We start from the raw sequence: 12,740 nt of genomic DNA on the forward strand, positions 1-12,740 counted from the left end.
CGTTCTCCTGGGGACGGAGGGCCTGGTGGCCTTGAGGGGACGGGGGAACTGGCTGTGCGTAGGGCCTGTCGTCGAACTGCCGTCGTCCGGCCGGAGGCCGGGCCGCCCGGCGTCTGGTGCGTGCGATCCCAAGGCGCCGGGATGTCCTCGTAGCGGAGCTACTAGGGCATTTCGGCAACGCCGGGAGCGTGCGTGCCAGGCGCCGGGCGGCAGGCGGCAGGTCGACGACAGGCCCTAGCGGGGGTCGTGAGGCCGTGCGGGTCGTGGACGGGATCGCCGCCGACGACGGTCGCGAGGACCTGGATGGCGCCGATCCGGTCCGGATCGGTGCGCAGCGGATCGGCGTCGAGAACGGTGAGGTCGGCGAGGTATCCGGGGGCGAGGCGTCCCTTGCGGTCGCCGAAGCCGGTGGCCCGGGCCGAGCCCTCGGTCCAGGCGCGCAGTGCGTCGAGCGCCGGGACGCGCTCGTCGGGGCCGTACGGCGCACCCGAGGCGGTGAGCCGCTGGACCATCGCCTGGATGGCGGGAAGCGGTGCGCCGGGGGCGACGGGCCGGTCGGAACTGCCGGGGACGGGCAGACCGAGGTCGAGGAGCGAGCGCAGCCGGTAGGACCAGGCGGTGCGCTCGGGGCCCAGCGAAGCGGCCATCGCGTCGCCGAACGCCGGCAGGAAGTTGTGCTGCGGTACGGGGACGGCGCCCAGCGAGGCGAACCGGTGGAGCTGGTCGGGGCGGACCACTCCGGCGTGCTCGACGCGGTGGTGGACTCCCGGGCGCGGAAGCTCCCGGTGGGCGCGCTCGAAGGCGTCGAGGGCCAGGTCGACCGCGCGGTCGCCGATGGCGTGGGCGGCGACGGTCCAGCCGGCCCGGTGGGCGGCCACGACGGTTTCGGTCATCGCGTCGGCGTCGCTCTGGAAGTAGCCGTTGGGGTTCCGCGCCTCGGCCTCGTTGTGCGGGCAGCCGCAGAAGGGTTCGCTGACCGCGGCGGTACGGCCGAGCAGCGAACCGTCGAGGAAGATCTTGACGGGTCCCAGGGAGAGCCGGTCGTCGCCGAATCCCGTACGTATCCCGAGGTCGAGGCCGAAGTCGATGGTGTCGTCGGCGTGCGAGACGAGCGGGTGCAGGACGTCGGACGCGGCCATCAGCTGGGCGCGGGTGTGCAGTCTGCCGGTGTCGCGCGCCAGCTGGTAGGCGGCGATCTCCACCGGGGTGTGGCCGATCCAGCCGCCGCCGATACCGGCCTCGGTGAAGCTGGTGATCCCCTCGGTGAGGTAGTGCCGGGTCGCCGCGTCCACCGCGTCGGCGACGGTCTCCACCGGGTACGGCAGGACGTGCCGCTGCACGAGGCGCTGGGCGGTCTCCTCCAGCAGCCCGTCGGGCCGCCCCTGCTCGTCCCGCGAGACCACTCCGCCGTCCGGGTCGGTGAAGAAGGGGTCCAGGACGCCCGCGAGACGCAGGACCGTGGTGTTGACGACGCAGGCGTGCCCGGAGGTGTGCTTCAGCCAGACGGGGCGCCCGCCCGCGGCCCGGTCGAGGGCGTCGCGGTGCGGGTAGTGCCCGCCGGTCCGGGTGTGGTCGAGTCCGGCGCCGATCACCCAGGCGTCGTCCGGCAGCGTGGCGGCGTACGCGGCGACGGCGTCGTACACCTCGTCGACGGTGCGGGCCGTGGAGACGTCGAGCTGGGTGAGGGTGAGGCCGAACCACGCGGTGTGGCAGTGGGCGTCGTTGAAGCCGGGCACCACCGTGGCTCCGCCCGCGTCGATGACCCGGTGGGCCGGGAGGTGCTCGACCTCCTCGTCGAGTCCGACGATCCGGCCGTGCAGCGCGCCGAGCGCGTGGGCGGTGGGCCGGGTGTCGTCGAGGGTCAGGATGCGGGCGTCGCGGATCAGCAGGTCGAGTTTCACGGGGCGGCTCTCAGGCGAGGTGGTGCAGCTGGGCCAGCGGCACGGCGTTGGCGGGTGCGGTACCGGTGGGGACACCGTCGACGAGGACGGGCGCCGGTTCGCGGGGCACCACGACCCGCGGCGTCGCGGTGTTGTGGAGCATGTCGGCCCGGGTGAGGCCGCGGGAGCCACGGATCGGTGCGTAGGTGAGCCCCTTGGGCAGCGCCGCGCGGGCGGCCCGGTCCTCCAGTGCGGCCTCTGCGACGAAGATACGGGAGAGCCTCGCGGGGGCCTGTCCGAGTGCGCCGAAGTAGGGCTTGTACGTACGCGGCTGCGTCAGCCGGGTCGATCCGGAGCCCGATCCGCTGTTGCCGTACGCCACGAATCCGGCCTTGATGACCAGCTCGGGCTTCGATCCGAAGTACGCGGGGTGCCAGAGCACCAGGTCGGCGAGGCGCCCCACCTGGGCGGTGCCGACCTCGTGGGAGAGGCCGTGGGCGATCGCCGGATTGAGGGTGATCTTGGCGAGGTAGCGCAGCGCCCGTTCGTTGGCGGAGTGCTCGACGCCGCCCTGTCCGTTGGCGAGCGCCTGGAGGTGGGCGAGCTGCCAGGTGCGGCGTACCGTCTCGGCGATGCGGCCCATGCCCATGGAGTCGGAGTTGACGATGGAGATCGCGCCGAGGTCGTGCAGGGCGTTCTCGGCGGCGATGGCATGGGCCCGGATGCGGCCCTTGGAGATCTCCACGTCGCTGGCGGAGTGGTGGTTCTGCCGGTGCACGGTCATCGTCATCGGGAAGAGCTCGCCGACGGTGTTCGGGGTGTACGGGATCGTCGGCGTCGTCGAGGACGGCAGGATGTTCGGCTCGGAGAGGATCTCCAGCAGATCGGGGTGCCCGCCGCCGCCCTCCACGTGGTAGGCGTGCACGGTCCGGCCCCGGGTGGAGCCGATGGTGTCGCGCAGATAGCCGGACTCGTTCATCGAGTCGGTGTGCAGGGCGACCGGCAGATCGGCGGCCTCGGCGGTGTCGAGGCAGTTGTCGATGATGCGCGGGGTGGCCCCGAAGTCCTCGTGGATCTTGAAGCCGCCGGCTCCGGCGAGCACGGACTCGTCGAGCAGCGTGCGGGAGCTGGAGGAGCCGCGCGCCAGGAACGCGATGTTGAGCGGGGTGCCCGTCCAGGAGCTCATCAGCGTGTGCAGGTTGTGGGCCGGGTTGCAGCCGATCTCCCAGACCCCGCCGAGGCCCATGCCGACGAGCGTGGTCACTCCGGCGGCGAGCGCGGCGGGCGCCACCTCGGGCGAGGAGAGGTGGACGTGGCTGTCGACGATGCCGGGGGTGGCGATCAGGCCCTCGCCGGGGACGACGGAGGTGTGCGAGTCGATGGCGTACTCGACGGGCATGATGTCCGGGTTCCCGACGCCGCCGACCGCGACGATCCGGCCGTCCTTGATGCCGATGTCGGTCTTGCGGATGCCGAGGACCGGGTCCATGAGGACGACCCCGGCGACCACCATGTCCAGGGCGGAGTCGCGGTCGGAGCGGGGCGAGGCCAGCAGCCCGTCGCGCACGGTCTTGCCGCAGCCGCCGAGCAGTTCGTCACCGGGCGTGCCGTCGTCGGCCTCCACCTCGACCCACAGCTCGGTGTCGCCGAGCCGGATGCGGTCGCCGGTGGTGGGTCCGTACAGAGCGTTGTACGTACGTCGGTCGATGCTGGTCATGCGCGCTCCTCGGACGGTGCGTGGTGCGGGTGGCGGGAGAGGGGGATCAGCGAGACCTCGCGGGACTCCCCCGGCTCGAAGGCGAGCGCGGTACCGGCCGCGACGTCCAGCCGCAGGCCCCGCGCCGCGACGCGGTCGAGCTCCAGGGCCTTGTTCACCTCGTGCAGCGGGTAGTGCGAGGAGACGAACACCGTGCGGTCACCGGTGTTGCGGACGGTGAGTGTGGTGCGGGGGCGCCCCTCGTTGATCAGCACCGGGTCGGGGGCGGTCCGTACGGCTCCGGGGGCGGTCGCCGGGGTACCCGGGCCGATCGGCCGGTCGACGGCGACGAGTGCGGTGCCGCTCGGGAAGAGCGCCTCGACCTGCACGGTGGTGACGATGTCGGGGACCCCGTCCATCACCTCCGCCTCGGTGAGCACGGAGCGGCCCACCTCGATGACCTCGTCCAGCGAGAGGCCGTCCCAGGCGGCTTCCAGCACCTCGTCGCAGATCAGGGCGATGGCCTCCGGAGTGTTGAGCCGTCGTCCACGGTCCCTGCGGCGGCGGGCCAGCTCGGCGACGGTGAACAGCTGGAGACGCTCCTGCTCGCGCGGCGTCAGATGCACTGCCAGGACCTCCTGGAGGGGACGGGCCCGCATGCGGTGTGCGGGATCGCCCCAGCTTCAAGGGCAACGAGCACAAATCCAACGTCGAAACATCACCCGTACAGCCCCCTACATTGGTCACATGCACACTCCGGTGACCAATTTCCCTCCACCGTCGCGTCGGATCGCGGAGCTGGCGGGCCAGTGCCTGGACAACATCGACGGTCTGATCGGCCAGTGGATGGAGGTGATCAACCCGGTACGCAGCGCCTATGCGGACCGGGTCCCCGACGCCGATTTCCGCAGCTCGGCCTGGCAGGCGTTCGAGCTGCTGCTGCGCACGGTCGCGCAGCTGCCCGTCCCCGCGCACATCGCCGGGGTCTCGGAACGGGTCGGTGAACAGCGCGCCCGCCAGGGCGTCCCGCTGGATTCGCTGCTGGAGGCGGCCCGGCTGGACTTCCGTGTGGTGTGGGCGGCGCTGGTGCAGCGGGCCGACGACACGGACATGGCGGATCTCGTGACGTCCGCGTACCACGTGTGGGAGGCCGTCGAGAGCCATGTCACCGGCATCATGACCGCGTACCAGCGCACGGTCCTGGAGATGGGCCGGCGTCAGGAGGACGAACGGCGGATGTGGTTCTCCCGGCTGCTGGAGAGCGAGGGCCGCCATCCGACGGTCGTACGCAACGCGGCACTGGCCCTGGGCTTCGACGCCGCCGGCAGCTTCCTCTGCGCGGCAGCCCCCGCGGCGGAGGGCTCAGGACTGCACCGGGCGGCGACGGCGCTGCGGGCGGCGGGCGCACCGGTCCAGTACCAGGCGGTCGGCGGGAACGCGGTGCTGGTGGTGGAGCTGGGCGGGCGGACGACCTGGCAGGCGGTGCTGGTACGTCTCGCGTCCACGCCCTGCGGGGTGTCGCCGCAGGCGGGCGGGCTGGCGGCGGTGCCGAGGGCCACGGTGCTGGCCATCGCGACGGCCCAGATGCTGCCGCCGGACGCGATGGCCCCGCGGCTGCTGGAGGACAGCTGGCTCGATGTGCTGGTGCGGCGGGCCGGGGATTTCGGCACGGACCTCGCCGCCGATGTCCTGGGCGGACTCGACTCCCCCGGAGTCTCAGCGGCGGAGACGGCACGCCTGCTGGAGACCGTCCGGGTCCATCTGCACGGCAGCGGCTCCATCGCGGACACGGCCACCGCGCTGTACTGCCACCGCAACACGGTCCAGCACCGGTTCGCCCGCTTCCACGAGCTGACCGGCCGCGATGTGCGGCGCCCGGACGACGCGGCGCTGGTGGCGGTCGCCCTGCGGGCGCGTGCCGTCGCGGCCGGCCAGGACGCCGGGCCTAGAGGTCCGTACGCCGGGGACGCTGGGCCCGCGCGGACGCGTACAGGCACACAGCCGCCGCCGTCGCGAGGTTGAGGCTCTCCGCCTTGCCGTGGATCGGCACCCGGACCACCGCGTCGGCCAGTGCCCGCGTCTCCTCGGGCAGCCCCCACGCCTCGTTGCCGAAGACCCAGGCGGTCGGCCCGCCCATGGTGCCGGCGTCCAGCTCGTCGTCGAGGTCGTCGTCGCCCGCACCGTCCGCGGCGAGAATGCGCACGCCCGCGTCCCGCAGTCCCCGCACCGCCTGCTCGACGGGCACACCCACGGCGACCGGCAGGTGGAACAGCGAACCGACGGACGCCCGCACCGACTTGGGGTTGTAGAGGTCCACGGACGCGTCGGTCAGCACGACCGCGTCGGCGCCCGCCGCGTCGGCGCAGCGCAGCACCGTACCGGCGTTCCCGGGGTCGCGGACGTTGGCGAGCACGGCGACCAGCTTCGGCTTCGCGGCGAGGATGTCCTCGAACGGCGAGTCGAGGAAGCGGCAGACGCCGATGAGGCCCTGCGGGGTGACGGTCTGCGACACATCGGCGAGTACGTCGCCGTCGGCGAGGTGGACCCGGGCCCCTGCGGCATGTGCGGCGTCGATGATGTCGGCGTACCGCTCGGCGGCCTCGACGGTGGCGAAGAGCTCGATCAGTGTCGGCTCACCGTCGCCGCCCCGGTGCTCCGCGGCCTCGCGCACGGCCTGCGGCCCCTCGGCGATGAACCTGCGCTCCTTGCCGCGGAAGTTTCGCTTGGCCAGCCGTCGGGCGGCCGTGACGCGCGGCGATCGCGAGGAGATCAGTTCGGGGGTGCCCATGGTCGGCGGCGAGCCTCTCTGCGTACGAGGGACGAAAAGCGGGGGTGCAACGCACCGGACCCGCAGACGGCTTGCGCCTGCGGGTCCGGCTCACATACCTGGAAGGACTGCCTGGATCAGGCGGCCTTCGGGGCGTTGACGTCGCTCGGGAGGGCCTTCTGGGCAACCTCGACGAGGGCGGCGAACGCGTTGGCGTCGTTGACCGCGAGCTCGGCCAGGATCTTGCGGTCCACCTCGATGTTGGCGGCCTTCAGACCCTGGATGAGGCGGTTGTACGTCATGCCGTTCTGGCGGGCAGCGGCGTTGATGCGCTGGATCCACAGCTGACGGAAGTCGCCCTTGCGCTTCTTGCGGTCGTTGTAGTTGTAGACCAGGGAGTGGGTGACCTGCTCCTTGGCCTTGCGGTACAGGCGCGAACGCTGACCGCGGTAACCCTTGGCGGCCTCGAGGATCGCCCGGCGCTTCTTGTGGGCGTTTACTGCCCGCTTGACGCGTGCCACTTGTTAACTCCTTGTAGCGGGGCCGTGGTTGTACTCACACGGCCCGGAAACGAATTGGTCCCGGTCGGATCGAGATCGCGCCCCCGGATCACCGGGGGCAGCGACTCACTTGCCGAGAAGCTTCTTGATCTTCTTGGCGTCGGCCGGAGCCACGACGACCGTGCCGGACAGCGAGCGGGTCTTCTTGGACGACTTGTGCTCGAGCAGGTGGCGCTTGCCGGCCTTCTCGCGGAGCACCTTGCCGGAGCCGGTGATCTTGAAGCGCTTGCTGGCACCGCTGTGCGTCTTGTTCTTCGGCATCGCGCCGTTCTCTCCTCGTCAGTGGCGCCCCTCTCGGTGCGGGCACCGGACTGCAGGGGCGTCAGATCTTTGGTGGATATTCCCGGGGGGACCTGGGGGCGCCTGGATGGCGGCCCCCAGAGGTCACGCCTCGGAAGGTGTCTCGGCCGGAGCCTCGGCCGCTTCGGCCGGAGCCTCGGCAGCACCCTCGGACTCGGCGTCGTGGGCGTAACCCTGACGCTCCGCCTTGCGGGCGGCCTGGGCCTCACGGGCCTCGGCCATCGCTTCGGTCTTCTTCTTGTGCGGGCCAAGAACCATGATCATGTTCCGGCCGTCCTGCTTCGGGTTGGACTCGATGAAACCGAGGTCCTCGACATCCGAAGCGAGACGCTGGAGCAGTCGGAAGCCCAGCTCGGGGCGGGACTGCTCACGACCACGGAACATGATCGTGATCTTGACCTTGTCACCCTGCTTGAGGAACCGGACGACGTGACCCTTTTTGGTGTCGTAGTCGTGCGGGTCGATCTTCGGCCGGAGCTTCATTTCCTTGATGACCGTGTGCGCCTGGTTCTTGCGCGCCTCACGGGCCTTCATGGCCGACTCGTACTTGAACTTCCCGTAGTCCATGAGCTTGCACACGGGGGGACGGGCTGTCGCCGCCACCTCGACCAGGTCGAGGTCATACTCCTGTGCGAGCTCCAGGGCCTTGGCAAGCGGAACAATCCCGACCTGCTCGCCGCTGGGACCGACAAGTCGCACCTCGGGAACGCGAATCCGGTCGTTGATGCGGGGCTCGGCGCTGATGGATCCTCCTCGGTAGCACCACGCGGACCGCCTGGCGGACAGCCGCGTAACGTTTTTCGAAAAGACCAACCGTGCCGGGATACGAAAAATGCCCCGGACGGGACACAGGCGGGGCTCCTGGAAATACCGGAACACCGCCGCGGTCAACCGCGGGGCGCATCGAGCGGCTCCATCGTCCGTACGGAACGATGGGCGCCACCTGACCGGTGACCCGCCGTCCCGGAGGACAGTCGGGTGGGAGATCGGAGCCTCCACTTGTGGGCCGAGCACATAGGTGTCCGGCCGGTCGTTACACAAGGTTAGCAGCTCCGGCGGGGTGCCGCTAACCCGTGAGGCGCCGCGGGCCCGGGGCGCCTCGGAGAGCGTCTCCCGCAGTCGGGTGCGCCGGAGCATGGCCTTATCGTGTGGGTCATGAGTGACGCGACCCCCCGCAGTGAATCCCCCGGCTTCGACGACATGGCCCGCGACATCGCGGAGGTCCCCGCGGTCGAGGTGATCGTGACGGTCGCCGTCAACCTGATGAGCGCCGCCGCCGTGAAGCTCGGTCTCACCGAGGACGGCGACCAGCACAAGGACCTCGACGAGGCCCGCAAGCTGGTGCACGCCCTGGCCGGCCTGCTGGACGCGAGCACCACCGAGATCAGCACCTTCCACGCGTCCCCGCTGCGTGACGGCCTGAAGTCGCTGCAGCTGGCGTTCCGCGAGGCTTCGTTCGTACCGGACGAGCCCGGCCAGGGCCCGGGTGAGAAGTACACGGGCCCGGTGTACGGCTAGTCCTTTACGGTCAGCCGCTTTTCCGAACGATCGACGACGCGAGCCCGCAGCCTGGTGACAGGCTGCGGGCTCGCGTCGCGTATGTCCGGGGTGCGCGCGGGTGGTCAGCGCGTGAACAGAGGGTCGCCCGGCGCGACGGCGCCGTCGGGCAGCAGCGCCAGGTCCAGTCCCCGCACCAGCCTGGCCCGCAGGTCCTCGCTGGCGGCCAGGGCTCCGGCCAGCCGCTGCGCGGCTTCGGCGGGAACGGCGTCCGGGGCGAGGACCACCGCGACGATACCGTCGGCCGGGCCGGGGCCGAGATGGGCGCGGATCACCGCGGGCTCGGCGGCGACGACGTCACGTACCGCCGCGACGACGGCCGGATCGTCGAGCGGGTCCGCGCTGGCGCGGTTCTCGGCGACGGCGCGCAGCGCGGAGCCGGTCAGTTCGAAGGCGACGGGGCCCGCGAGGTCGAGGACCACGGTGTCCGCCTTCTCGTGCGCGGCGGCCTGCAACGCCTGGTGCAGGGGTACGGCGACGGGGCGGGCCTCCGGGTCCCAGAGAGCCAGCGAGGCCGTCGAGGTGAAGGCGGGCAGAGCACGGCGGTCGCCCGCCTGCAGGGTGGGAACCGCCATGTCGCTGGTCTTCTCGCGCCGCAGCCCGTTCTCGTCCTCCTCCACCTCGCCGAGCACGGCGACGACAGGGACGAGGAGCCGGGCACCCAGGAGCGCTTCGAGGACCGGGCCGACGGCCTTCCGGTCCTGTGACCAGGCGGCGAGTGCCGCGGTCAGCTCGGGAGCGGCCGTGCCGTCGTCGTCGGAGAAACCGGAGTCCGGAATGTTCTTGAGTGCCACGTGACGAGCGTAGAGGGTCGGCCTTCCCGCCTCGGCCACAGGGCGTCCGTATCGTTCGCTTCGAGTCCGCCGGCCGGGGCGGCGACGAGCGAGGAGGCCGAGGTGGATCTCGACGCGGTGCTGGCCGAGGCGGTGGCGCCGCTCACCGGCGACGCCTCCCTGTCCGTGGCGGTGCTGGGCGGCGACACCATCGCGGCGTACGGGGACTCGACGACGTACGACACCGCGAGCATCGTCAAGGTGGATGTGCTGGCCGCCCTGCTGCTCCTGGCCCAGGACGAGGGGCGTGAGCTGAACGGCGCCGAGCTCGGGTACGCGGACGCGATGATCCGGCGCAGCGACAACACCTCGGCCACCAGGTTGTGGCAGGTGATCGGCGGTGCTGAAGGGCTCGACGCGGCCAACGCCCGGCTCGGGCTGAGCGGGACGACCGCCGCGCGGGCGTGGGGGCTGACGCAGACCACGGCCGCCGATCAGGTGCGGCTGCTCCGCGCGGTCTTCGGCCGGGATGGGGGTTCCGCGCTCTCGGCGGATTCGCGTGCGTACGTTCAGGAGCTGATGGGGGAGGTCGAGGCGGACCAGCAGTGGGGGGTCTCCGCCGCGGGTACCGGCTGGTCGCTGAAGAACGGCTGGATGCCGCGGACCACGACGGGGCTGTGGGACATCAACAGCATCGGACGGGTCTTCGCCGGTGGCCGCCCGTATCTGATCGCGGTGCTCTCCGAGGGGCACGCCACCAAGGAGGCGGGCATCACGCTCGTCGAGTCGGTGGCCGTCGCCGCCGTCGCGGCGGTCTGCGCGGTCAGCGACGCCCGCTGAGGCCCCGGCCTTCCCTGCTCCTCCACAGGACGACGGCCAGTGCCAGCAGCACCGCGCCGAGTCCGCCGGCGGTCGGGGCCAGCCAGTTCGCCGGGGCGTCGTCCTTCGGCTGTGGGGTGGGGCCGGCGCCGAAGTACTTCTTGCCGTAGCCGTTCGCGGCGGAGCCGGGGTTCCCCGCGGTACGGATGCGTGATCCGGCCTCGATCGCGGCGGCCGGGTCGACGAGGCCGTAGCCCCGGGCGTCGTCACGGCCGTCCGGCGGGGAGTTGCGTGCGGTGTCCGCGAGCAGCTTCTTGATCTGGGCGGGATTCAGCTCCGGGTGGGCCGCGCGGACCAGGGCGACGGCCCCGGAGACGAACGCGGAGGCGGCGGATGTGCCCCACTCGATGTAGTAGTGGCGGTCGGGGTTGGCGACGACGACGTCGACGCCGGGCGCGCTGACGGTGGCGTACCAGCGGCGGGTGGAGAACGCTGCGTGCGTGCCGTATTTGTCGACGGCCGCGACCGCGATCACGCCGGGGTAGGCGGCCGGGTACGAGACGCGGTCGCCCTTCTCGCCGCTGTTGCCCGCCGAGGCGACGACGGAGACGCCCTTGGCCAGGGCGTACTGGACGGCCGCGTCCTCGCTGGGCTCGGGGTGGGCGGACTTGCTGTCGTCGCCGAGCGAGAGGTTGATGACGTCGGCGCCCTGGTCGGCGGCCCAGCGGATGCCTTCCGCGAGGGCGGTGCCGCGTGATTCGCGGGCCTTGGTACGGGAGGGGTCGTTGGACTCAAGGATCACCCGGCCGGGCAGGATCTTCGCTCCGGGTGCGATACCGAGGACGCCGTTGCCCCGGCCGGGACCACTGCCCCGGCCCGCGATGATCCCTGCCATCGCGGTGCCGTGCAGGGCCCAGGCCTTGTCGCCGCGCTCGGCGCCGAAGCCGATCAGGTCCTTGCCGGGCAGGACCTGGCCCGCGAGGTCCGGGTGGCCGCCGTCGACGCCCGTGTCGAGGACGGCGACCGTGATGCCTTCGCCCTTGGTGGTCTGCCAGGCCCGGTCGGTGTGCAGCGCCGCGAGGCCCCATTGCTGGTCCCGGATGCCGTCGGCGTGGGCGGGCGCCGCGGGGAGCAGGGTGAACGCGGTCGCCGCGCAGACCACCGCGAGGGCCCGGCTGCGGTGTCCTGACGAGTGCCGGAGGCGGCGTGGGCGGCTCATTCCGGCCGCTCCACGCGTGCGGTGACGGTCCTGCGCAGACCGCGTTCCACGCGGTCCGCGACGCCCTTCGCCTCGTGGCCGAGCCCGGCCTGCGCGACGGCCGTGGCCGCGCCGGTGGCCATGGCCTCGGCGGCGGGCTGGGGTGCGGTGACCTGGCGCCCGTCGGCGAAGCCGGAGACGGCGAAGACGACGACCGGCACCTCGGTCAGTACGTGGACGGTCCAGCTGGCACGCTGCCGGTCGCCGAACCCGGCGGCGACGGTGCCCTCGGGGGCGTACGTGCGCGGCATCAGGTCGGCGCGCCTGTCGAGGCGCTGGCCGGTGAACCGGGCGTCCAGGGCGCGCATCCCCTCGGCGTCGGCCTCGGTGAAGACCATCCCGACGGTGACGACGCTGCTGTTGGTCGCGTCGGTGTAGGTGGCCCGCAGCATGCGTGTGCAGCCGACGGGGCGCAGCGTCTTCAGCAGCAGCGGATCGAGGCCCTTGGCGCAGCTGCTGTCCGGGGCGACGGCGACCCGGGTCCAGGACCGGTCCGTGGCGCCGGGTCCCGCGCCGTCGCCCTGGAGCGTGGCCGGGAAGAGGGTGCGGACGGGCACGCTGTGCCAGGCGGCGGCGCCCTCGCTGTACGCGGTACGGGCGCCGGGGTCGGCGGAGGAGTCGCCGGTCAGCCAGGTCCCGGTCACCGCGCCTCCGATCAGCCCGAGTCCGAGCACGACGCAGGCCGCGGCGCCCGCGGTCCGCGCGGGGTGGCGGGGCCGGACGGGACGCAGCCGGGTCGTGGTCTCCACGGGCGTCTCGGCGAAGGCGTACCGGTGCGGCGCGTACGCGTAGGGGTACGGGGAGGATCCGGGCGCGGCGGTGAGGTCCACGGCGCCGACGGGCCTGCGCCGCGTCACGGCGGGCGGCGGGCCACCGGGCATCGCGGGGCGCGGTCCGGCCGCCGGCTCGGCGGGAGGCACCCGGCGCAGCCGCGCGGTCGTCTCGGCGGGCGAGGGCCGAACGGGTGGAACCTGCCCGGGCGGCGGCTGGTTCGGGGGCAGGTGGGCGGGCGGCAGATGCGTGGGCGGCTGCTGCGCGGGGGGCTGCTGCGTGGAGGGCTGCCGCATGGGCGGCTGCTGAACGGGCGGCAGATGCGTGGGCGGCTGCTGCTCCAGCGGGGGCCGCGCAGA

General features: G+C 72.4%; 13 protein-coding genes. 3 read left to right on the forward strand and 10 right to left on the reverse strand.

The features are described from left to right. Positions 1 to 161 precede the first annotated feature (161 nt). From ACWGO0_RS20460 to ureA, 3 genes are read right to left on the reverse strand one after another with little or no spacing between them, the layout of a single operon-like run. Entirely contained in the window at positions 162 to 1,901 is a 1,740-nt protein-coding gene (locus ACWGO0_RS20460) for an amidohydrolase (RefSeq protein ID WP_453536592.1), read from the reverse strand. Positions 1,902 to 1,911: 10 nt separating this feature from the next. After that, entirely contained in the window at positions 1,912 to 3,597 is a 1,686-nt protein-coding gene (locus tag ACWGO0_RS20465) for an urease subunit alpha (RefSeq protein ID WP_453536595.1), read from the reverse strand. Further along, a complete protein-coding gene (gene ureA / locus ACWGO0_RS20470; RefSeq protein WP_453536598.1) occupies positions 3,594 to 4,235 on the reverse strand; it encodes an urease subunit gamma in 642 nt (213 codons plus the stop codon). Before ureA ends, ACWGO0_RS20465 begins: the two co-directional genes overlap by 4 nt. An 88-nt stretch (positions 4,236 to 4,323) precedes the next feature. Here ureA and ACWGO0_RS20475 point away from each other — a divergent pair, with 88 nt between their 5' ends. Beyond that, positions 4,324 to 5,598, forward strand: coding sequence for a PucR family transcriptional regulator (locus tag ACWGO0_RS20475; protein WP_453536601.1), 1,275 nt, complete (start codon positions 4,324 to 4,326; stop codon positions 5,596 to 5,598). On the opposite strand, the gene ACWGO0_RS20480 is transcribed toward ACWGO0_RS20475, so the two are convergent. The 4 genes from ACWGO0_RS20480 to infC form a co-directional block, all read right to left on the reverse strand. Beyond that, positions 5,522 to 6,364: a TrmH family RNA methyltransferase gene (locus ACWGO0_RS20480; protein WP_453536604.1), complete on the reverse strand. Its 843-nt coding sequence runs from the start codon at positions 6,362 to 6,364 to the stop codon at positions 5,522 to 5,524. The two genes, ACWGO0_RS20475 and ACWGO0_RS20480, sit on opposite strands and share 77 nt — an antisense overlap. Before the next feature lie 116 nt (positions 6,365 to 6,480). Beyond that, the gene (gene rplT / locus ACWGO0_RS20485; RefSeq protein ID WP_007457565.1) at positions 6,481 to 6,864 is read right to left on the reverse strand and encodes a 50S ribosomal protein L20; all 384 of its coding nucleotides are present in this window, start codon (positions 6,862 to 6,864) and stop codon (positions 6,481 to 6,483) included. A 105-nt stretch (positions 6,865 to 6,969) separates the two neighbouring features. Continuing rightward, positions 6,970 to 7,164, reverse strand: coding sequence for a 50S ribosomal protein L35 (gene rpmI / locus ACWGO0_RS20490; RefSeq protein WP_173311612.1), 195 nt, complete (start codon positions 7,162 to 7,164; stop codon positions 6,970 to 6,972). A 123-nt stretch (positions 7,165 to 7,287) separates the two neighbouring features. After that, complete coding sequence (gene infC / locus ACWGO0_RS20495; RefSeq protein ID WP_453536789.1) at positions 7,288 to 7,989, reverse strand: translation initiation factor IF-3; 702 nt, start codon at positions 7,987 to 7,989, stop codon at positions 7,288 to 7,290. Between the two features lie 369 nt (positions 7,990 to 8,358). On the opposite strand from infC, the gene ACWGO0_RS20500 reads away from it, so the two are divergent. Next, the gene (locus ACWGO0_RS20500) at positions 8,359 to 8,721 is read left to right on the forward strand and encodes a DUF1844 domain-containing protein (protein ID WP_453536607.1); all 363 of its coding nucleotides are present in this window, start codon (positions 8,359 to 8,361) and stop codon (positions 8,719 to 8,721) included. Positions 8,722 to 8,825: 104 nt separating this feature from the next. On the opposite strand, the gene ACWGO0_RS20505 is transcribed toward ACWGO0_RS20500, so the two are convergent. Next, complete coding sequence (locus ACWGO0_RS20505; protein WP_453536609.1) at positions 8,826 to 9,554, reverse strand: SseB family protein; 729 nt, start codon at positions 9,552 to 9,554, stop codon at positions 8,826 to 8,828. Between ACWGO0_RS20505 and ACWGO0_RS20510 the strand changes: the two genes are divergently transcribed. Next, the gene (locus ACWGO0_RS20510; RefSeq protein ID WP_453536612.1) at positions 9,555 to 10,373 is read left to right on the forward strand and encodes a serine hydrolase; all 819 of its coding nucleotides are present in this window, start codon (positions 9,555 to 9,557) and stop codon (positions 10,371 to 10,373) included. Here ACWGO0_RS20510 and mycP read toward each other — a convergent pair. Together mycP and ACWGO0_RS20520 are read right to left on the reverse strand one after the other, a co-directional pair. Further along, on the reverse strand, positions 10,357 to 11,571 hold the full coding sequence (gene mycP, locus ACWGO0_RS20515) for a type VII secretion-associated serine protease mycosin (RefSeq protein ID WP_453536615.1): 1,215 nt from the start codon (positions 11,569 to 11,571) through the stop codon (positions 10,357 to 10,359). The two genes, ACWGO0_RS20510 and mycP, sit on opposite strands and share 17 nt — an antisense overlap. Continuing rightward, the gene (locus ACWGO0_RS20520) at positions 11,568 to 12,440 is read right to left on the reverse strand and encodes a hypothetical protein (RefSeq protein WP_453536792.1); all 873 of its coding nucleotides are present in this window, start codon (positions 12,438 to 12,440) and stop codon (positions 11,568 to 11,570) included. The genes mycP and ACWGO0_RS20520 overlap by 4 nt, the downstream gene beginning before the upstream one ends. Positions 12,441 to 12,740 lie beyond the last annotated feature (300 nt).

It is taken from the genome of Streptomyces sp. NPDC055749 (assembly GCF_053617235.1).

Coding starts and splice junctions, on each gene's coding strand:
- ACWGO0_RS20475 (WP_453536601.1), top strand. CDS start 4,324: ATGCACACTCCGGTGACCAATTTCCCTCCACCGTCGCGTCGGATCGCG.
- ACWGO0_RS20465 (WP_453536595.1), bottom strand. CDS start 3,597: ATGACCAGCATCGACCGACGTACGTACAACGCTCTGTACGGACCCACC.
- ureA (WP_453536598.1), bottom strand. CDS start 4,235: ATGCGGGCCCGTCCCCTCCAGGAGGTCCTGGCAGTGCATCTGACGCCG.
- mycP (WP_453536615.1), bottom strand. CDS start 11,571: ATGAGCCGCCCACGCCGCCTCCGGCACTCGTCAGGACACCGCAGCCGG.
- ACWGO0_RS20480 (WP_453536604.1), bottom strand. CDS start 6,364: ATGGGCACCCCCGAACTGATCTCCTCGCGATCGCCGCGCGTCACGGCC.
- ACWGO0_RS20500 (WP_453536607.1), top strand. CDS start 8,359: ATGAGTGACGCGACCCCCCGCAGTGAATCCCCCGGCTTCGACGACATG.
- rpmI (WP_173311612.1), bottom strand. CDS start 7,164: ATGCCGAAGAACAAGACGCACAGCGGTGCCAGCAAGCGCTTCAAGATC.